Source organism: Streptomyces sp. NPDC047971, from assembly GCF_040653355.1.
Lineage (GTDB): Bacteria > Actinomycetota > Actinomycetes > Streptomycetales > Streptomycetaceae > Streptomyces.
Genome location: NZ_JBEZNW010000039.1, coordinates 1 through 18,548 on the forward strand (window position 1 = coordinate 1; position 18,548 = coordinate 18,548).

General features: G+C 71.3%; 23 protein-coding genes and 2 pseudogenes. 12 read left to right on the plus strand and 13 right to left on the minus strand.

The annotated features are described in order from the left end of the window. A pseudogene (locus AB0D99_RS28575) lies at positions 1-234 on the plus strand (ectoine/hydroxyectoine ABC transporter ATP-binding protein EhuA); the annotation flags it as partial. A 57-nt stretch (positions 235-291) separates the two neighbouring features. Here the strand turns inward: AB0D99_RS28575 and AB0D99_RS28580 are convergent. Continuing rightward, on the minus strand, positions 292-1,056 hold the full coding sequence (locus AB0D99_RS28580) for a class I SAM-dependent methyltransferase (protein ID WP_362368383.1): 765 nt from the start codon (positions 1,054-1,056) through the stop codon (positions 292-294). 93 nt (positions 1,057-1,149) lie between these two features. Here AB0D99_RS28580 and AB0D99_RS28585 point away from each other — a divergent pair, with 93 nt between their 5' ends. Continuing rightward, entirely contained in the window at positions 1,150-1,779 is a 630-nt protein-coding gene (locus AB0D99_RS28585) for a CGNR zinc finger domain-containing protein (RefSeq protein WP_362368386.1), read from the plus strand. Here AB0D99_RS28585 and sodX read toward each other — a convergent pair. After that, entirely contained in the window at positions 1,683-2,117 is a 435-nt protein-coding gene (sodX, locus tag AB0D99_RS28590) for a nickel-type superoxide dismutase maturation protease (protein ID WP_362368389.1), read from the minus strand. The genes AB0D99_RS28585 and sodX overlap by 97 nt on opposite strands. Positions 2,118-2,267: 150 nt before the next feature. Here sodX and sodN point away from each other — a divergent pair, with 150 nt between their 5' ends. Further along, positions 2,268-2,663, plus strand: coding sequence for a superoxide dismutase, Ni (gene sodN / locus AB0D99_RS28595; RefSeq protein WP_137993403.1), 396 nt, complete (start codon positions 2,268-2,270; stop codon positions 2,661-2,663). A 175-nt stretch (positions 2,664-2,838) separates the two neighbouring features. Here the strand turns inward: sodN and AB0D99_RS28600 are convergent. Both AB0D99_RS28600 and AB0D99_RS28605 read right to left on the minus strand, forming a co-directional pair. Further along, positions 2,839-3,033 (minus strand): annotated as a pseudogene (locus AB0D99_RS28600) (tyrosine-type recombinase/integrase); the annotation flags it as partial. 24 nt (positions 3,034-3,057) lie between these two features. Continuing rightward, the gene (locus tag AB0D99_RS28605; RefSeq protein ID WP_362368393.1) at positions 3,058-3,867 is read right to left on the minus strand and encodes a leucine-rich repeat domain-containing protein; all 810 of its coding nucleotides are present in this window, start codon (positions 3,865-3,867) and stop codon (positions 3,058-3,060) included. A gap of 112 nt (positions 3,868-3,979) precedes the next feature. On the opposite strand from AB0D99_RS28605, the gene AB0D99_RS28610 reads away from it, so the two are divergent. Then, entirely contained in the window at positions 3,980-5,113 is a 1,134-nt protein-coding gene (locus AB0D99_RS28610) for a hypothetical protein (protein ID WP_362368396.1), read from the plus strand. A 126-nt stretch (positions 5,114-5,239) separates the two neighbouring features. Here AB0D99_RS28610 and AB0D99_RS28615 read toward each other — a convergent pair whose 3' ends face one another. From AB0D99_RS28615 to AB0D99_RS28625, 3 genes are read right to left on the minus strand one after another with little or no spacing between them, the layout of a single operon-like run. Continuing rightward, positions 5,240-5,572 carry a hypothetical protein gene (locus AB0D99_RS28615; protein ID WP_362368399.1) on the minus strand — a complete coding sequence of 111 codons (333 nt, stop codon included), beginning with the start codon at positions 5,570-5,572 and terminating at the stop codon, positions 5,240-5,242. Continuing rightward, positions 5,569-6,039 carry a GNAT family N-acetyltransferase gene (locus tag AB0D99_RS28620; RefSeq protein WP_362368402.1) on the minus strand — a complete coding sequence of 157 codons (471 nt, stop codon included), beginning with the start codon at positions 6,037-6,039 and terminating at the stop codon, positions 5,569-5,571. The genes AB0D99_RS28615 and AB0D99_RS28620 overlap by 4 nt, the downstream gene beginning before the upstream one ends. A gap of 58 nt (positions 6,040-6,097) precedes the next feature. Then, positions 6,098-7,054 carry a LysR family transcriptional regulator gene (locus tag AB0D99_RS28625; protein WP_362368405.1) on the minus strand — a complete coding sequence of 319 codons (957 nt, stop codon included), beginning with the start codon at positions 7,052-7,054 and terminating at the stop codon, positions 6,098-6,100. Between the two features lie 190 nt (positions 7,055-7,244). Here AB0D99_RS28625 and snpA point away from each other — a divergent pair, with 190 nt between their 5' ends. Both snpA and AB0D99_RS28635 read left to right on the plus strand, forming a co-directional pair. After that, positions 7,245-7,898, plus strand: coding sequence for a snapalysin (snpA, locus tag AB0D99_RS28630; protein WP_362368407.1), 654 nt, complete (start codon positions 7,245-7,247; stop codon positions 7,896-7,898). A gap of 131 nt (positions 7,899-8,029) precedes the next feature. After that, entirely contained in the window at positions 8,030-8,488 is a 459-nt protein-coding gene (locus tag AB0D99_RS28635) for a group II truncated hemoglobin (RefSeq protein WP_362368410.1), read from the plus strand. Positions 8,489-8,552: 64 nt separating this feature from the next. Here the strand turns inward: AB0D99_RS28635 and AB0D99_RS28640 are convergent, their stop codons facing one another. From AB0D99_RS28640 to AB0D99_RS28650, 3 genes are read right to left on the minus strand one after another with little or no spacing between them, the layout of a single operon-like run. Next, a complete protein-coding gene (locus AB0D99_RS28640; RefSeq protein ID WP_362368413.1) occupies positions 8,553-8,972 on the minus strand; it encodes a DUF6304 family protein in 420 nt (139 codons plus the stop codon). Between the two features lie 42 nt (positions 8,973-9,014). Continuing rightward, entirely contained in the window at positions 9,015-9,320 is a 306-nt protein-coding gene (locus tag AB0D99_RS28645; RefSeq protein ID WP_362368416.1) for a hypothetical protein, read from the minus strand. A 27-nt stretch (positions 9,321-9,347) separates the two neighbouring features. Further along, a complete protein-coding gene (locus tag AB0D99_RS28650; protein ID WP_362368419.1) occupies positions 9,348-9,929 on the minus strand; it encodes a dihydrofolate reductase in 582 nt (193 codons plus the stop codon). A gap of 119 nt (positions 9,930-10,048) precedes the next feature. Here AB0D99_RS28650 and AB0D99_RS28655 point away from each other — a divergent pair, with 119 nt between their 5' ends. Beyond that, positions 10,049-10,648: a TetR family transcriptional regulator gene (locus AB0D99_RS28655; protein ID WP_362368422.1), complete on the plus strand. Its 600-nt coding sequence runs from the start codon at positions 10,049-10,051 to the stop codon at positions 10,646-10,648. On the opposite strand, the gene AB0D99_RS28660 is transcribed toward AB0D99_RS28655, so the two are convergent. Together AB0D99_RS28660 and AB0D99_RS28665 are read right to left on the minus strand one after the other, a co-directional pair. After that, positions 10,629-11,678 (minus strand): family 2 encapsulin nanocompartment cargo protein polyprenyl transferase, encoded by a 1,050-nt coding sequence (locus AB0D99_RS28660; RefSeq protein ID WP_362368425.1) that lies wholly within the window; start codon positions 11,676-11,678, stop codon positions 10,629-10,631. The two genes, AB0D99_RS28655 and AB0D99_RS28660, sit on opposite strands and share 20 nt — an antisense overlap. 101 nt (positions 11,679-11,779) lie before the next feature. Continuing rightward, positions 11,780-13,195, minus strand: coding sequence for a family 2B encapsulin nanocompartment shell protein (locus tag AB0D99_RS28665; RefSeq protein ID WP_362368428.1), 1,416 nt, complete (start codon positions 13,193-13,195; stop codon positions 11,780-11,782). A gap of 264 nt (positions 13,196-13,459) precedes the next feature. Here AB0D99_RS28665 and AB0D99_RS28670 point away from each other — a divergent pair, with 264 nt between their 5' ends. Continuing rightward, a complete protein-coding gene (locus AB0D99_RS28670; RefSeq protein ID WP_362368431.1) occupies positions 13,460-14,050 on the plus strand; it encodes an N-acetylmuramoyl-L-alanine amidase in 591 nt (196 codons plus the stop codon). An 11-nt stretch (positions 14,051-14,061) separates the two neighbouring features. Beyond that, positions 14,062-14,988 carry a pyridoxal-phosphate dependent enzyme gene (locus tag AB0D99_RS28675; RefSeq protein WP_362368434.1) on the plus strand — a complete coding sequence of 309 codons (927 nt, stop codon included), beginning with the start codon at positions 14,062-14,064 and terminating at the stop codon, positions 14,986-14,988. Positions 14,989-14,990: 2 nt separating this feature from the next. On the opposite strand, the gene AB0D99_RS28680 is transcribed toward AB0D99_RS28675, so the two are convergent. Continuing rightward, positions 14,991-16,586 (minus strand): Na+/H+ antiporter, encoded by a 1,596-nt coding sequence (locus AB0D99_RS28680; protein WP_362368437.1) that lies wholly within the window; start codon positions 16,584-16,586, stop codon positions 14,991-14,993. Positions 16,587-16,632: 46 nt separating this feature from the next. Here AB0D99_RS28680 and AB0D99_RS28685 point away from each other — a divergent pair, with 46 nt between their 5' ends. From AB0D99_RS28685 to AB0D99_RS28695, 3 genes are all read left to right on the plus strand, one after another. Further along, positions 16,633-16,893 carry a UBP-type zinc finger domain-containing protein gene (locus AB0D99_RS28685; protein WP_362368440.1) on the plus strand — a complete coding sequence of 87 codons (261 nt, stop codon included), beginning with the start codon at positions 16,633-16,635 and terminating at the stop codon, positions 16,891-16,893. 257 nt (positions 16,894-17,150) lie between these two features. Beyond that, positions 17,151-17,564 (plus strand): anti-sigma regulatory factor, encoded by a 414-nt coding sequence (locus tag AB0D99_RS28690; protein ID WP_015036094.1) that lies wholly within the window; start codon positions 17,151-17,153, stop codon positions 17,562-17,564. Beyond that, complete coding sequence (locus AB0D99_RS28695; protein WP_362368443.1) at positions 17,561-18,541, plus strand: RNA polymerase sigma factor SigF; 981 nt, start codon at positions 17,561-17,563, stop codon at positions 18,539-18,541. Before AB0D99_RS28690 ends, AB0D99_RS28695 begins: the two co-directional genes overlap by 4 nt. Positions 18,542-18,548 lie beyond the last annotated feature (7 nt).

Below are 18,548 nucleotides of genomic sequence, written 5' to 3' on the forward strand. Positions count from 1 at the left end.
ACCTCCGCCCTCGACCCCGAACTCGTCGGAGACGTCCTCGACGTCATGCGCGACCTCGCCGAGTCCGGCATGACCATGATCGTCGTCACCCACGAAATGGGCTTCGCCCGCGAAGTCGGCGACAACCTCGTCTTCATGGACGGCGGCGTCGTCGTCGAATCCGGCCACCCCCGCGACGTCCTGGGCAACCCCCAGCACGACCGCACCAAGGCATTCCTCTCCAAGGTGCTGTAGCGGGACGAACGAGGAAGGGGCGGTACGGGATGTCCGTACCGCCCCTTCTCGTACGCGCTACCTCACGGCCAGCACGAGGGTGTCCGAGGGCGAGGCCCAGACCGGCCGGGCCTCGGCGAAGCCGGCGGCGCGGAGGATCTCGGCGTGGCGGCGCGAGGACGGCATGTCGCCGTCGGCGTGCTCGCCGTAGATCTCGAAGCGGCGGGCGGTCGGCTCGGCGAGGACCGGGTCCTTGGCGGCCACGGCCCACCACTCCGCCCAGTCCAGGGCGCCGGCCGCCTTGGCGCGGTCCATGACGGCATGGCGGTGGGCCCGCTCGGCGGCGTTGATCCGGGGGGTGGTCTCGTCGATCATGTGGTCGGCGTTCATGAAGACGCCGCCGTCGCGGACGAGACCCGCGAGCTGCCCGTACAGCGCGGTGAGCGGCTCGGTGTGGAGCCAGTGCAGCGCGGTCGCGGTGAGCACGGCGTCGTACGAGTCGTGCGGGAGCCCGGTGGCCCAGCGCGGGTCCTTGAGGTCGGCGGTCACGAAGGTGACGCGCTCGTCGCCGGCGAAGTACCCCTCGGCGATGGCGAGCAGGGCGGGGTCGAGGTCCACACCGACGCTGGTCGCCTTCGGGAACCGCTTGAGCAGCCGATCCGTAATACTCCCTGTACCGCACGCCAGGTCCAGGACGCGGGGCTCCGGCCCCACCACGGCCTCGACCATGTCCAGCATCACGCGGAACCGCTCCTCGCGGTCCGGCATGTACCACTCCTGCTGACGGTCCCAGCTCTGCTGCCAGGCCGCCCAGTCGGTTCCGGTCGTCGCCGCGTCCGTCATCGCGTCCTCCACCCTCTCCGTAATACCCTCGGATGGGTAACGTCCATTACCCCTCCCGCACCCGACACTAGACCTCCGCCGTAAGGACTACAAGTGGAACTGGCCTATTACTCGGATTACGCCGTGCGTCTGGTCAACACCGAGGAGCCGGCCCGCAACAAGGACTCCCTCACCTCGGTCGAGGCGGTCCGGGAGCTCTTCGGCGCGGCCTCGCAGATGGCCCGGCGGGCGACGGACAGCGACGTCACGCGCTTCCGCTCGGTCCGGGCCCGGCTGCGGGCGGTCTTCACCGCGGCGGACGAGGGGGACCACACCCAGGCGGTGGACCTGCTGAACTCCCTGCTTCTGGAGTTCCCGGTCAGCCCGCAGATCTCCGGGCACGACTACCTGGACGACGAGGGCCATCCGCGCTGGCACATGCACCTCGCCGACCACCCCTCGAACGCGACCTCGGGATACGCGGCGATCGCGGCGATGGGTCTCGCCTTCCACCTCACGGAGTTCGGCGCCGACCGGCTCGGTCTCTGCCAGGCGTCCCCCTGCCGCAACGCCTACCTCGACACCTCGACCAACCGCTCCCGCCGCTACTGCTCGGACCGCTGCGCGACCCGCGCCAACGTGGCCGCCTACCGGGCCCGCAAGCGCCTGGAGGCCGACCGGTCCGACCACACCGGCCTGAGCGCGGAGAACAGCCAGGAGAGCACCACGCCGACCGACCGCTGACGCCCGGGGGTGACGGGCCGGTACCTCGCCCGCACTCGTCCGAGCACCAGCTCGGGGGGTACCGCGCCGAAGACCCGACTGTCGCCCTCGGTGTCCGGATTGTCCCCGAGCACCCACCAGCCGGCGGGCTGTCGCTCGATCAGCCGCTTGACGATGAGCAGGTCCTGCTGGAGCGGGTGACGCAGGACCGCCACGCTCCCCGGGCGCAACCGTCCGCCGTAGTGCACGAGGAGCTGGTCGCCGTGGAGGAGCGTGGGCACCATGGACACCCCTGTCACCTCGGCGATCCCGAACATCGGCCCGGCCCCCCGTCCCGGCTCCCGCCCCGCCTCCGTCATCCGGCACCTCCCGATCCCGTCGTCCACTCGTACACGAGTCGCATACCGACCCTGGACTTTTGCCCTAAGCCCCAGGGGGCGCTCGCGAAAACAGCCTTCTCGGGGAGTAATCTCCCACCTGAGAAGACGATCACGAGGAAGGACAGCTCAATGCTCTCCCGCCTGTTTGCCCCCAAGGTGAAGGTCAGCGCCCACTGCGACCTCCCCTGCGGTGTCTACGACCCGGCCCAGGCCCGGATCGAGGCCGAGTCGGTCAAGGCCGTCCAGGAGAAGTACCAGGCCAACGAGGACGCGCACTTCCGCGCGCGTGCCACGGTCATCAAGGAGCAGCGCGCGGAGCTCGCCAAGCACCACATCTCGGTGCTGTGGAGCGACTACTTCAAGCCCCCGCACTTCGAGAAGTACCCGGAGCTGCACCAGCTCATCAACGACACCCTGAAGGCCCTCTCGGCCGCCAAGGCGTCGACGGACCCGAAGACGGGCGAGAAGGCGCTGGAGCTCATCGCCGAGGTCGACCGGATCTTCTGGGAGACGAAGAAGGCCTGACCTTCCGCGCTCGAAGCACCGCCCGAAGGGGCCCGCCCGGCGATCCCGGACGGGCCCCTTCGGCTTGCGCGGCGTGCGGCTCGGTGGCTGGGCCCGGCGTCCATGACGGCCCGGGCGCGGCCTCCTCCCCTCGCCCACAGGTGCGCGTGGATCCGCAGCGTCATGACGGCGGACGCGCGTCGGTGACGACCTCGCCGACTGGAACCGCACGCCGGGACTTGGCGGTCTTCGGCGGGCCGAGCTTCCGCAACTGGAGCCGCTGCGGCTCGACGCGGATGGCGCCGGCTTCGAAGTCGACGTCTGACACCTTCAGGCCGAGCGGCTCACCGATGCGCAGCCCTGATCCGGCGAGGACGACGAGGGCCAGTCGAGCTTCCGCTGGCCGTCCTACCGATCAGTCCCAGGAGGACGCCGGCTGGTCGACCGGACCACCCTTGTGAGCTGTGGGGATGTAGTTGTCAGCACCGCCTGGGAGGGAGGCGACGCACTCCGCCGAGCAGGCGTTGACCAGCAGCGGCAACACGTCTGTGGCCACGCGCAGGGAGATCCACACCTGCTGGAGTCCGCCGTGTGCGATCGGGTCGTCGCAGACGCTGCAGCCTTTGAGTGCTGTGAAACCCCAGCGCCCCGCATCCAGTCGTTCTGGCTCAAGACCTGTGAGCGAGTCCGGAGAAGACGTTAGCTTCGGGAAGGGCGGGCGGAGTTTGAAGTTGCCGAAGAGGGCTCGCGTGCTCACCGTACTGCGGGTCAATCGTCGGCAGCGGGTGATCTCGTAGGGGAACCAGTGCAGCCGGTAGGACGTGTACGGGGTGAATTCCTCCAGGCTGGTCATTGCCCCGATCTCGGGCGGTAGCCGGACCAGGTTGCTGCCGTAGAGCACGAGGTGCTTGACCGCCGTCAGCTTGGCGATGGTCGGCGGCAGGGTGACGACCTGGCGCCGCTCCGCCGGACTCAGCTCGATCAACGGCTTGAACTCCTCGCGCCCGTCGGCGGCGGCCTCCTCGACCAGCTCCAGCAGATGCCGCCAGCCTGGCGCGGTGGGGTCCTGCCTCTCGGCGTGGAACCCGACGCGGGCCCGTGGATGGGGTCTGGACCGGTCGAGGCAGGAGCAGAGGTCCCGGGAGATCCCACGCCCTCCCCGCGACGGGTCCGAAATCTCGGCCCCTCTGTTCGCAAGGACCTGCGGCTCTTCCCTGTCAGTCATAGCGCCACGTTACCGAGATCGTTGCAGGCCCTAGCAGCGAATTTTCGACGAGAAAGCGGACTGCCACAACCTTCGGCTATGTGCGGCCGTACCGCTCATTACGCTGGCAGGTGTGAACGCGTCGCCGACCCCACCACTGACCCTGGACGCCGCCCGTGCCCTTCAGGGCATGCTCCGAACCGAGATCGGACCGGGGCTCACCGAGCGGGAACTCGATGCGGTCGAGACACGGTTCGGATTCACCTTCTCGGCCGACCACCGGGTCTTCCTCTCCGCCGGGCTCCCGCACGGCTCGTCGCGGTGGCCCGACTGGCGCGACGGCGACCCTGGGGACCTGGCCGAGCGACTGGCCTGGCCGGTGGAGGGCGTGCTCTTCGACGTGGAGCACAACGTGTTCTGGCATCCCGCCTGGCCGTCGAGGCCGACGGAGACGTCCGAGGCACTGCGTGTCGCGAGGACCGAGCTGAAGAGCGTGCCGCAACTGGTTCCGGTCTACGGACACCGCTACCTGCCCGGCACGGCGGGCGAGTACGGGCACCCTGTCCTGTCCGTCTACCAGACCGACATCATCCTGTACGGGAACGACCTCACCGACTACATACAGCACGAATTCGTCGGCCGGGCGAGCGGCCTCCTCGCCCACGCGACCGTCGACTTCTGGTCGTACTTCGTCGAGGGCGGTCCGGGCATCGACGTCTCACTGCCCACACCGTTCTCGCCGTACGCCACGACCGCGCAGGAGGCCGTCGACTGCATCAGGATGCTGGCCCTGGAACGCCTGATCGGCCGACGACACCGCCCAGAGCAGCTCATCGAAGCCGGCCTCACGGCCCTGGTTCTCGACGTCGAGACGGAGTCCCTCCCCCTCCTCGCCGGCCTGTCACGCTCCGAGCACGAGCAGGCCGACGCCGTTTTCGACCAGGTCCTTGACGAACTGGGCCTGCTCCAGGACCTCCCGGCCGACACCACCGGCCTCCCTTGGGAGGTGGCTCGCTGGGAACTCGTCCGCTGGTGGCTCCGGCTGATCGTGAACGGCAGCCTGGCCCCCGGCGCCGGCGGTGACTTGATCACGTACGAAGGGTGGGGCGCTTTGGCCAAGCCGCAGACGCTCAGGCCGCTGGTCGACCAGACCGCGGCGTACAACGACTGGGCGGCGATCCGACTCGGCGACCGGGAACCCCTGGCGGACTCGATCGTCGAGGAGGCACGACGCCTGCTCGACGGACCCTGGCCGCCACAGCGCTGATGTCACCGGCGACAGACAAGGATGTCGCCGAGGCAGGTGATCTCGTACGCCTCCGGCCCCTTCGGCTTGCGCGGCGTGCGGCTCGGTGCCGTGGGCCCGTGGGGCGGCGAGGGGCCGGGCGGGCTGTCAGTCCTCGAACGGCTCCGGGGACCAGCGGAACCAGGCGTCGGGGCCCTCGATGTGCAGCAGGAACTCGGGGACCGGGCCGTCCGGGGACTCCAGGGACACCGCGGCCCGTACCGCGTCGTAGGCGGACTCCCAGGCGTCGACCGCCGCGGCCTCGTCGTCGGAGCCTTCGAGGAGCGGTTCGAGCAGCGTGAGTTCGCGTGCGAAGAGCTCCTTCACGGAGTCGTACGCCGGGCCGGGGGTGAAGCGGCCGCTGAGCCACGGGAAGTCTCCGCCGTCCACGGCGATCTCGCCGACGAGACCATCGGCGGAGCGGACGCGCCAGGCGGTCATCGGGGCGGCTCCGCCGGGAGGGAGTAGCGGAGCTTCGGCTTCGAGGTGGCGCCCAGGCGGTCGTAGAAGCGGATCGCGCCCTCGTTCCAGGCCGGGGTCTGCCACTGGATCTCCGTCAGGCCGAGGGCCCGGGCCTCCGCGCGCAGGGCCTCCATGAAGAGCGGTCCCAGCCCCAGGCCGCGTTCCGTCGCGGAGAGGTAGAGGCAGTCCATGTGGAGGTACTCGGCGCCGTCCCAGGTGGAGAGTTCGGGGGCGCACGTGGCGTAGCCGGCGAGGCGGCCGTCGGGGAGTTCGGCCACCAGGCAGCGCAGGCGGGACGGTTCGGGGCCGAAGAGGAGGCGGGCGAGACGGTCCGCGAGGCCCGGAGCCGGGGGCGTGGCCTTCTCGTACGCGGCGTGCTCGGCGGCCAGCTCGGCGACCCGGTCCAGATCCCCCGGAAGCGCATGCCGTACGCGTGCCGTGCTCAACGCGGACCTCCCTCGGCGGCGGTGCGGGCGCGGGGCCCCTCCGTCCGTGTTCTCGGCGTCATGCGGTCATCATGCCCGGCCCCACCGACATTCCGTTCCTGCGCAGCCACCGCCGGTACGGCGCCGCCCGCAGCGCCGCCTCGCGGTAGGCCGCCGCCAGGTCGTCGTAGAGCGGGTCGAGCAGCGCCGCCTCGCGGGCGTACAGCAGCAGTCGTACGGCCAGGGGGTCGTCGCGCAGCGGGCGGATCGCCAGGTCCTCCCGTGGCAACGATGTCGGCTGGCAGGGCGCCACGGCTTCGCCGAGCACGATGAGGGAGGCGGCCGTGTGGTAGTCGCAGTGCAGCAGCGGGGGGTCGATGCCGGCCTCGGCCAGGACGCGCCGCAGCCCGTCCCACTCGCCGTCCACCGTCGGGTCGACCATCCAGCGGTCCCCTGCCAGGTCGGTCAGGTCCACCACGGGCTGCGCGGCGGCCGGATGGTCCGGGGCCATGGAGACGAACTGCGGCTCCCGCTCGACCAGGACCCGCGCCCGCAGGCCGTCCGGCACCCGCAGCGGGCATCCCTCGACCTCGTGGACGAACGCCACGTCCAGCTGCCCCGCCGCGACCGACCGCAGCAGGGCGTTGGCGGAGACGTCCATGTGGAGCGCGATGTCCGTCCCGGGGCGTCCCGTGCGCAGGCGTCGCAGCCAGCCGGGCAGGGCCCTGCTGGCGGTCGAACCGACCCTCAGCCGCGGCCCGTCGGTGCCGGCCGCCGCGGACCTGGCCTCGGTGATCAGCGTGGCCATCTGCTCGACGAGCGGGCGTGCCCTGCTGAGCACCGAGCGGCCGAGTGGCGTCGGGCGGCAGCCGGTGCGGCCGCGCGTGAAGAGCTCCGCGCCGAGGGCGTTCTCGATCCGGCGCAGCTGGGTCGTCAACGAGGGCTGGCTCATGCCCAGTTGGCGTGCGGCCTTGTGCAGACTGCCCGTCTCCGCGATGGCGCAGAGTACGCGCAGATGTCTCACCTCCAGCTCCATGCCCCGAGGGTAGGGCGGCGGCAGGGGTCGCACCAGACACCCTCGTCACACCAATTCCCTTTATTTCGAGGGTAGTTCAGACTCGTCCCGGCACGTGATGATGCCTTCGCGCTATCCCCTGCTGCCATCATCCGCACCGCCCCCGGCTCCCCCGACACTCTCTCCAACCGACCAGGAGGAGCCACCCCCCATGAGACACCCCAAGGTCCTCACCACCTCGCTCGCCGCGACCCTCGGTCTCGGACTCGCCGCCGCGCTGGGCGCCCCCACCGCCTCCGCCGCGCCCGCCGACACCACCGTCGCCACCGCCGGCCACGCGGCGTACGCCGGGTCCGCCGAGGACGCCAGGGCGACGAAGGCGTTCCACGAAGCGGTGATGAAGTCCGTGGCGAAGAAGCGGGCCGCCAACCCCAGCGCGGCCGCCGTCACCGTCGTGTACAGCGCCGCCAACGCACCGAGCTTCCGCACCCAGATCGCCCGCAGCACCCAGATATGGAACAGCTCGGTCGTCAACGTACGGCTGGTGGAGGGCAGCAACCCCGACTTCCGCTACTACGAGGGCAATGACTCGCGCGGTTCGTACGCCAGCACCGACGGGCACGGCAACGGCTACATCTTCCTCGACTACCGGCAGAACCAGCAGTACAACTCCACCCGCGTCACCGCCCACGAGACCGGGCACGTCCTCGGTCTCCCCGACCACTACTCGGGTCCGTGCAGCGAGCTGATGTCCGGCGGCGGCCCGGGCACCTCCTGCCAGAACGCCCAGCCCAACGCCCAGGAGCGGGCGCGCGTCGACCAGCTGTGGCGCAACGGCCTCGCCTCGGCCGTGAAGAACTTCTGAGCCACCGGGGCAAGCGCCTCGGCGGGGCGGACGGCCTCCTGCCGTTCGCCCCGCCGAGAGCGAACATCCTTGGATCCGGGCCGAGTCGAGGGAAAGCTGGGGACCCACATCCCGGACATCGGAGGCGTTCCATGACCGCCGAGCACGCGAACACCCTGTACGAGGCCGTGGGCGGCTCCGACGCGCTGCGCCGGCTGTCCGGCACGTTCTACGAGGCGGTCCTGGCCGACCCGCTTCTCGCGCCCGTCTTCGCCGACTTCACCTCCGCCCATGTCGAGCACGTCGCCGTATGGCTGGCGGAGGTCTTCTCGGGACCCGCCGACTTCACGGCGGAACTGGGCGGTCACCAGGCCCTGCTCCGCGCCCACCTCGGGCTCGGCATCACGGAGGAGCAGCGGGCGCGCTGGATGGAGCTGATGACCGCGGCGGTGGAGAAGGAGCTGCCGGACGACGAGCTGCTGCGCCGCCGGGTGGTGGAGTACTTCGACTGGGGAACCAGGATCGCCAAGGACGTCTCGGCGTCGGAGCCGGGCACGGACCTCGGCGAACCCGGCCCCACCCCGCGCTGGGGCTGGAACGGCCTCGTGTGATCCGTGCGCCGCGGCCCGCGTCGGCGGCAGACGTCGGCGACGTGGCCGGCCCCTCGGCCCCGTGTCAGGCGGGCTGACGGACCTCGCGGCCGAACGCGGCCCCGTCCGGGAGCTGGCGCCTCACCCGCTCCAGGGCCTCGTCGAAGTCGCCCCCGGCGATGCCGGATTCGATGGCGGCGCCGCCGTAGTGCAGGGTCAGGCTCAGGTCCACGCGCTCACCGAGCGTCAGCAGACAGGCGAGGGTGGCCCGCTGGGTGGCGCCGTCGACGACGACGGGGAGCGGCAGGTCCCACTCCAGGACACAGCCGGTGAGGGCCGCGCCGCCCTCGCCCGTCGCGCGCAGGGCGGCGAAGGTCGCGCCCGTGTACTCGACTCCCCTGATGCGGGTGGACACCTGGCTCCCGCCCGCCGTGATCACGATCGCTTCCGCGCCGCTGCGGTCCCGGTACCAACCGGCCCAGATTTCTGACGACTCCGATGACATGCGCGGACTGTAGCGGTCTGACCGGCCCCTTCGCGCGTCCGGTCACCCCGTGGCCGGACTTCTCCCGGTCTCGACGTTCTTGCCGGTCACGTGCGTGGTAGCGGCTTCCGCACCACTCTTGGGGATCTCCGTTCCGGTCCCCTCGGGGCCGCCGTCGTCCCGGACGGCCCCCTCATGGTCGACGCACAGCTCGCACGCGTGGTTGCGGCACGGCTGCACTTCCCACTCCGGCACCCAGGCCCCCAGGACCTTGTGCCGCTTCGCGACGATGGCGAGGGACTGACCGCAGGCCGGGCACGTGGGCGTGGCCTGCGGGTCCCGTACGGTGTGCGGGGTTCGGCTGCCCATACCACCCAGGGTAGGGCGCTCCCCTCGTCACCGCTTCCTGGTGTACGTGCGGACGAGCACGCCGTTGTCGAAGGTGCGCACCTCGCCCAGTTCGAAGTCGCGGGGCTCGAAGCCGGCGCCGAACATCGGCATGCCGGAGCCGTAGACCTGCGGGTACGTCTTGATGATCAGCTCGTCGATCTCCTCGATGAGCTCTCCGGCGATCTGCGAGCCGCCGCAGAGCCAGATGTCGAGCGGGCTGTCCTCGGCCTTCAGCTCGCGGATCCGGCCGACGAGGTCGTCGGCGATCAGCTCGACGTTCGGGTCGGGCGACTCGGTGAGCGAGCGGGTCGCGACGAGCTCCCGCATGTGCCCGTACGGGCTGGTGACGCCGATGTCCAGGGCGAGCTGGTACGAGCCGAGGCCCTGGACGACGGTGTCGAACCGCTTGTTGGCCGCGTCGATCCCGAGCGCCTCACGCCCCTGTGCGGGGATGGTCTCCGGGTACGCGCCGTTCATGTACTCCAGGTACGGCGCGTCCACGAACTTGTACAGGGACGTGGCGTCCCCCTTGGGGTCGCCGATGAAGCCGTCGATGGTGCACGCGATGTAGTAGGTGAGCTTGCGCAAACCGGTCCTCTTCTTCTCTCGGATGTGACTGCGAGCCGCAACCACGACAGCTATAGTGCTTCACCTGTAGTGGTTGCGCAAGGGCTATCGTCCGAAGAGAAGTGGAATCAGGAGGTCCGGTGGCAAGGAATCCCGAGCGGCGCGCGACGTTGCTCGACGCGGCGATCGACGTACTCGCGGACGAGGGTGCCCGTGGGCTCACCTTCCGGGCGGTGGACGCCCGGGCGGGTGTGCCCACGGGCACCTCGTCCAACTACTTCACCGACAGGGACCAGCTGCTGTCCCAGGTCGGCGACCGGATCTTCGTACGGCTCACCCCCGAGCCGGGCACCGTCGACACGGCCCTGCGGCCGGAGCCCAGCCGGGAGCTGGTCGTCGAGCTGATGCGGTGGCTCGCCCAGCGGATGGCCGCAGAACGCTCCTGCTATCTGGGCCTGTTCGAACTCCGCCTGGAGGCCACCCGCCGCCCCGAACTGCGGGACCGGCTCACGGAGGTGCTGCGCGCCGACCTCTCCTCCAACATCCGCATGCACCTCGAAGCACGGATGCCGGGCGACGCGGACACGGTCCGGCTGCTCTACTTCGCCCTGAACGGCCTGCTCTTCGACCACTTCACCGTCCCGGACCTCCACGACGACCGCGACCTGGACGCCCTCATCGAGACCGTGGTCCACCGGATCGTCCCGGAGGACCGACCGGTCAGCGCGTCCGGCGCGTGACGAACTCCGCCAGGGCCAGCAGGTCCCCCGCCGCCGTCAGATCTGGCACCGCCAGGGAGAGCTGCTGGACCGCCCGGGCCATCCGGTCGGCCGCCTGGGCCTGCGCCCAGTCCCGGCCGCCCGCGCGCTCGACCGCGTCCGCCGCCGCCCGTACGGCCGGGGCGTCCCATTCCGCGCGGGTGTACAGCTCGGCCAGCCGCTCGCCCGCCTCGGTCCCCGAGGCGAGCGCGGCCACCACCGGCAGCGACTTCTTGTGCGCGACGAGATCGGCGCCGGCCGGCTTGCCCGTGCGCTCGGGGTCGCCCCAGATCCCGATCAGATCGTCGATGAGCTGGAACGCCAGCCCGGCCTCCCGGCCGAACGCGTCCATGGCCGCGACCTCCTCCTCACCCGCGCCCGCGTAGAGCGCGCCGAGGGCGCAGGAACACCCCAGCAGGGCCCCGGTCTTGGCCGTGGCCATCGCCATGCACTCGTCCAGCGAGACCTCGTGCGGCCCGCGCCGCTCGAAGGCGCAGTCCGCCTGCTGGCCGGCGCACAGCTCGATCACACAGGCGGCGAGCCGGGCCGAGGCGGCGGCCGAGGCCGGGTGCCCGTCCTCGGCGAGGAGGCGCAGGGCGAGCGCGAGCATGGCGTCCCCCGCCATCAGCGCGTCCGGGATGCCGAACACCGTCCAGGCCGTGGCCCGGTGCCTGCGGGTCGGGTCCTCGTCCACGATGTCGTCGTGGAGCAGGGTGAAGTTGTGGGCGAGCTCCACCGCGGCGGCCGCACCCACCGCGGACTCCGGATCGCCGCCGAGCGCCCGCGCGGCGGCGAGCACCAGGGCAGGCCGGATCGCCTTGCCCGTCTGCCCGACGTCCGGGGAGCCGTCCGCCCGCTCCCAGCCGAAGTGGTACATGGCCACCTTGCGTATGGACCCGGGCAACGACTCGATGGTCGAACGCAGTTGGGGATGGACGACGGTGCGCGTCCGGTCGAGGAGCGCCACGGCACGCCGGGTCTCGGCCCCGCCGTCCGCCCGAGCTGCGGTCACGTTGGTTCCCTCCGTCTTGGGTCCTTTCACGGCACGGGGCCGAGCCGGGCGGGGGCCCGTGCGGCCCCCGCCCCGGATCGGCGATGTTCCGGATCGGCGCGTCAGCGCCAGCGGCTGACCTCCACGTTCTCCAGGACTCCCAGGGCGTCGGGGACGAGGATCGCCGCCGAGTAGTAGGCCGTGACCAGGTAGGAGATGATCGCCTGCTCGTCGATGCCCATGAAGCGGACGGACAGGCTGGGCTCGATCTCGTCCGGGATGCCCGTCTGGTGGAGTCCGATCACGCCCTGGTCGGCCTCGCCCGTACGCATGCAGATGATCGAGGTGGTCCGGGCGTCCGAGACCGGGATCTTGTTGCACGGGTAGATCGGCACCCCGCGCCAGGTCGGGATCCGGTTGCCGTTGATCTCGATGGACTCGGGCACCAGTCCGCGCCGGTTGCACTCGCGCCCGAACGCGGCGATGGCGCGCGGGTGGGCGAGGAACATCTTCGACCCCCGGCGGCGGGAGAGGAGCTCGTCCATGTCGTCCGGGCTCGGCACGCCGTCGTGCGGCTGGAGCCGCTGGCCGTAGTCGCAGTTGGCGAGGAGACCGAACTCCCGGTTGTTGACGAGCTCGTGCTCCTGGCGCTCGCGCAGCGCCTCGACCGTGAGCCGCAACTGCTGCTCGGTCTGGTTCATCGGCTGGTTGTACAGGTCGGCGACGCGGCTGTGGACCTTCAGCACGGTCTGCGCGACGGACAGTTCGTACTCGCGCGGGGAGGCGTCATAGTCCACGTACGTGTGCGGGACGACGGCCTCGCCGACATGGCCCGCGGAGAGGTCGATCTCGGCCTCGCCGTACTTGTTGGTGCGCTGGTGGGGCAGTGCCGCGACACCCGCGAGGTGGGTGGCGAGCGACCCGGCCCGCTCGGCGAGGTTGCGCACGTCGTCGCGGGTGAGTTCGAGGACCGTGCAGGTGGTGGCCGCGCGGGCGGTCCACTCCCAGACGGCGTCCTCGTGGGTCAGCGAGCTGTCGCCGAAGTAGGCGCCGTCGGCGAGCACCCCGAGGATCGCCTCGTCGCCGTACGGCCCCTCGCCGATCTGCTCGACCTTGCCGTGCGCGAGGAGGTGGACGCGGTCGGTGGGCTCGCCGGCGGTGGCGATCACCTCTCCCGCCGCGTACTGCCGCTGGCGGCACCGCGAGGCGAGTTCGGTGAGCGCCTCCTCGTCCTCGTAGCCACGCAGCGCCGGGAGTTCGCCGAGCTCGGCGGGGATCACCGCGACACGCTCTCCGGTCTGCACGAAGGTGACGCGTCCGTCACCCACGGAGTAGCTGAGCCTCCGGTTCACCCGGTACGTACCGCCCTGGACCTGCACCCACGGCAGCGCCCGCAGCAGCCACCGGGAGGTGATCTCCTGCATCTGCGGGGCCGACTTGGTGGTGGTCGCCAGGTTCCGCGCGGCGGCGGTACCGAGACTCTGCTGCGGGCTTGCCTGTTCCGCGCGGACCTCGTCGCCAACCGAACCAACGGACATGGAACTCCCTCTCGATATGACTGAGCTGCAAAGGGAAGCCTTTCAGCACGGAGAGTGGGCGCGCCATTACACAAATGAGTGGGAGTGGATCACTCCCGGTTGGGCATGTCATCCGGTTTCCACTCGAACAGCACGCCTCCGCCCCTCACGCGGCGGAGTGTCCGGATCGGCTCGCACACGGCCCGAACGGGTGGACCGGAGCCTGCCGCTCCGGTACTCCGGTAATCGGTTCCGTCCCGTTCCGCTCTCCCGAAGGAGTCGGCCATGGCCCCACCCATGTCCGCCAGCAGGTTCCTCGACGCGCTGCGCGACGAGGGCCTGACGGTCGTCCAGGTCGGCGACTGGCGCACGCACAACCGCAACCACAAGGGTCCCTGGGGCCCCGTCCACGGCGTGATGATCCATCACACCGTGACCCGGGGCACCGCGAACACCGTCCGGCTCTGCCGGGACGGCCACAGCGCCCTGCCCGGACCGCTCTGCCACGGCGTGATCGCCAAGGACGGCAGGGTCCACCTGGTCGGCTACGGCCGCGCCAATCACGCCGGGGCCGGCGACGACGACGTCCTGCGCGCGGTCATCGCCGAGCAGCGCCTGCCACCGGACAACGAGGCCACGACCGACGGCAACCGCCACTTCTACGGCTTCGAGTGCGAGAACCTCGGGGACGGCAAGGACCCGTGGCCGAAGGTCCAGCTGGAGGCGATCGAGAAGGCCGCGGCGGCCGTGTGCCGGGTGCACGGCTGGACCCACCGCTCGGTGATCGGCCACCTGGAGTGGCAGCCCGGCAAGGTGGATCCGCGCGGCTTCACGATGGCCTCGATGCGGGAGCGCATCGCGGAGCGCCTCCGGTAGACAATGGCCGGGTGAACGCGTTCGACCCCTCCCGGCTGCGGCCCCGGCTCCCGTCCCCCCTGGAGCCGGTCGAGGACGAGCGCTTCGCCCGCCGTGGCCTGCGGCTGCTGCTCAAGCGCGACGACCTGATCCACCCGGACCTGCCGGGCAACAAGTGGCGCAAGCTGGTGCTCAATCTGCGCGCGGCCGACGGCCGCCCGGTGCTCACCTTCGGCGGCGCGTACTCCAACCATCTGCGTGCCACGGCAGCCGCCGGCCGGCTCCTCGGCTTCGGCACGATCGGGGTCGTCCGGGGGGACGAGCTCGCGGGCCGCCCGCTGAACCCCTCGCTGGCGCGGTGCGCCGCGGACGGGATGCGGCTGGTGTTCGTGGACCGGTCCACGTACCGGGCGAAGGCGGATCCGGCGGTGCTCGCGCGCGTCCTGGACCTTGCGGCGGAGGCGTGCGGCGCCGCGGGCGCGGCCCCCGCGGACGCCCCGTACGTCGTCCCCGAGGGCGGCAGCAACACCCTCGCCGTCGAGGGGTGCGTGGAGCTCGGACGCGAACTGCGCGGGGCGGCCGACGTGGTCGCCGTCGCCTGCGGCACGGGAGGCACGCTGGCGGGCCTGGCGGCCGGGCTGGGTCCCGGACAGCGGGCCCTCGGCGTCCCGGTCCTCAAGGGCGGCTTCCTGGGCGACGGGATACGCGCCCTCCAGCACGCCGCCTTCGGCGGTCCGCGCGGCGACTGGAGCCTGGACGAGCGCTTCCACGGCGGCGGCTACGCCCGCACGACCCCCGCCCTCGACGCGTTCGCGCAGGACTTCGAAGCGCGGCATGGACTCGCCATCGAGCGGCTGTATGTCGCCAAAATGCTCCACGGGCTCGTCGTCATGGCCGAGGAGGGCACGTTCGCCCCGGGAACGACCGTCGCCGCGGTGGTCACGGGTAGTCCTTCCTGACCTCAGTCGGTCCCCTCGCGATAGGCAGCCGCCTCCTCCAGGTCCAGGCGGCGCAGCAGGGTGCGCATCATCTCGTCGTCGATGCGGCGCTCGTCCCGCAGCCGCACGAAGACCTCGCGCTCGGCCTCGATCATCTCCCGCGCCAGCCGCCGGTAGGTGTCGTCGGCGGTCTCCCCCGTGACCTCGTTGACCGCGCCGAGGCGTTCCCAGACGGCGTTGCGGCGCCGCTCCAGGACCGTGCGGAGCCGTTCGGCCAGCGGTTGGGGCAGGGCGTTGCTCTCGTCGCCCAGCAGGGCGTCGAGACGCTCCTCCGCGGCGCGGGACGCCTCGCTCTGCGCCTGGGCCTCCGCCAGGGTCTCCTGGTACGCGTCCCGGCCGGGGAGCTTCAGGAACCTGATGAGCGGCGGCAGCGTGAGCCCCTGCACGACGAGCGTGCCGATCACGGTCGTGAAGGTGAGGAAGAGGACGAGGTTGCGGGCGGGGAACTCCACCCCGTCCGTCATCACCGGGATGGAGAAGGCGATGGCGAGGGAGACGACACCGCGCATGCCGGCCCAGCCGACGATCAACGGCGCCCTCCAGTCCACCCCCGGCTCCCTTTCCCTGATCCGCGCCGACAGCCGGCGCGGCAGGAAGGTGGCGGGGTACACCCAGACGAAGCGGACGACGACCACGGCCACGAAGACCCCGACCGCGTACCCGATCGCCTCGCCGACCCCGTACCGCCCGAGGCCCTGGACGACGTACGGCAGTTGCAGCCCGATCAGGGCGAAGACGGCGGACTCCAGGATGAAGGCGACCATCTTCCACACGGCCTCCTCCTGGAGCCGGGTCGCGAAGTCCACCTGCCAGTTGCGGTGTCCGAGGAAGAGGCCGACGACGACCACCGCGAGGACACCGGAGGCGCCGACCTCCTCCGCCGCCGCGTAGGCGACGAAGGGGATCAGCAGCGAGAGGGTGTTCTGCAGCAGCGCCTCGCCGAGCCGGCAGCGGAGCCAGTGGATGGGGACCATCAGGACCAGACCCACGCCGATGCCGCCGATCGCCGCGAGCGCGAACTCGCCGATGCCGCCCGCCCAGCTGATGCCCTCCCCGACGGCGGCGGCGAGCGCCACCTTGAAGGCGGTGATGGCGGTGGCGTCGTTCACCAGCGACTCGCCCTGGAGGATGGTGGTGATCCGGTTGGGCAGCCCCAGCTTGCGGGCGATCGCCGTCGCCGCGACCGCGTCCGGCGGCGCGACGACCGCGCCCAGCACGAGCGCGGCGGTCAGCGGCAGGTCGGGGACGAGGACGTAGGCGAGCCAGCCGACGGCCACGGTGGCGAAGAGGACGTACCCGACGGAGAGCAGGGCGACGGGCCGGATGTTGGCCCGCAGGTCCAGGTACGAGGAGTCCACCGCCGCCGTGTAGAGGAGCGGGGGCAGGATGAGCGGAAGGACGATGTGCGGGTCGAGGGCGTAGTCCGGAACGCCCGGGACGTACGAGGCCGCGAGGCCGGCGGCCACCAGGAGCAGCGGTGCCGGTACGGGTGTCCGGCGGGCCAGCCCCGCCACCACGGCGCTGGCCGCAACGAGTCCCACCAGCTGCAGTGCGTCCATTCCTCGGCCCCGTCCCCGTCTGGTTCCAGCACGTAACCTGGCCATCATGAGCGAGTGCCCGCACGTTGCCGAAATGCCGCGCCCCGAACCGGCGCCGCTGACCGACACCTGTCCCGAATGCCTGGCCGACGGCACCCACCCCGTCCAGCTGCGGATCTGCCTCAGCTGCGGGCACGTGGGGTGCTGCGACTCCTCCTCGGGGCGGCACGCCACCGGGCACTTCTCGACCACCGGGCACCCGGTGATGCGGACCTTCGAGCCGAACGAACGCTGGCGCTGGTGCTTCGTGGACGGTTCGATCGTCTGAGGGCTGGGTACGACACCCCGGCAATCCACTGCCGGTCGCCGCGCAATTGGGCCCCGCAGACCACTAGCCACTGTCCGTACTCATGGACTTACCATGAGTGACAGACGGGGGCGGGGTCCCGCCAAGGGCCCACGGCGACACGACGGCATGGATCGCGATAGCGTCACGGCGGATCGCGCAACCGACTGCGCACCGCCCGGTTCGGGGGGCTTTCTCCCCCGGGCCCCGAATGAGCTTGTGCCACCTTGGAGGTGAGGGTGTCCCAGATCGCAGGCGAGCCCGGGACCCAGGACTTCGTGGAAGTCCGGCTGCCCGCTGCGGGTGCCTACCTGTCCGTGCTGCGTACGGCCACGGCCGGTCTCGCGGCGCGCTTGGACTTCACCCTCGACGAGATCGAGGACTTGCGGATCGCGGTCGACGAGGCGTGCGCCATCCTGCTCCAGCAGGCCGTGCCGGGGTCCGTACTGAGCTGTGTCTTCCGCCTGGTCGACGACTCGCTCGACGTGACGGTGTCGGCCCCGACGACGGACGGACGGGCGCCGGAGCGGGACACCTTCGCGTGGACCGTGCTCTCCGCGCTGGCCGGGAAGGTCGAGTCGTCCGTCGCGGAGGACCGCACGGTCTCCATCAGCCTGTACAAACAGCGCGGCGCGGGGCCAGGCCCGGCGTGAGGAGCGGGGACGCGACGGCCGGCATCCCTGAGCAGCAGGCGCGGCCGCATCCGGAGGTCGAGGTCGAGGTCGCTACGGAGCAGGCGGTCCACATGAGCGAGCACCAGCAGCACAACGAGGTCTCCGAGCCGCGGGAGGCTCCGGAGGCGCACGGGTCCCAGGAGGGCCCGGAGACGCGCGAGGCTCCGGAGACGCACGAGCCGCCGCGCGAGGCTCCCGACCCGCACGACCGGAGCGGGGCGCGCGCGCTCTTCATCGAGCTGCGCAAGCTCCCGGAGGGCTCCCCCGAGAAGGCGGAGCTGCGCAACCAGCTGGTGCGGATGCACCTGCCGCTGGTCGAGCACCTGGCCCGGCGCTTCCGCAACCGTGGCGAGCCGCTCGACGACCTGACGCAGGTCGCGACGATCGGCCTGATCAAGTCGGTGGACCGGTTCGACCCGGAGCGGGGTGTCGAGTTCTCGACGTACGCGACTCCGACGGTCGTCGGCGAGATCAAGCGCCACTTCCGGGACAAGGGCTGGGCGGTCCGGGTGCCGCGCCGTCTGCAGGAGCTTCGGCTCTCGCTGACGACCGCGACGGCGGAGCTCTCCCAGCTGCACGGCCGTTCGCCGACGGTGCACGAGCTGGCGGAGCGGCTGGGGATCTCCGAGGAGGAGGTCCTGGAGGGCCTGGAGTCGGCGAACGCCTACTCGACGCTCTCGCTGGACGTCCCGGACACGGACGACGAGTCCCCGGCGGTGGCGGACACGCTGGGCGCCGAGGACGAGGCGCTGGAGGGGGTCGAGTACCGGGAGTCGCTCAAGCCGCTCCTGGAGGACCTGCCTCCCCGGGAGAAGCGGATCCTGCTGCTGCGCTTCTTCGGCAACATGACGCAGTCGCAGATCGCGCAGGAGGTCGGCATCTCGCAGATGCACGTCTCCCGGCTGCTGGCCCGCACGCTGGCGCAGCTTCGGGAGAAGCTCCTCGTCGAGGAGTAGTCGCCAC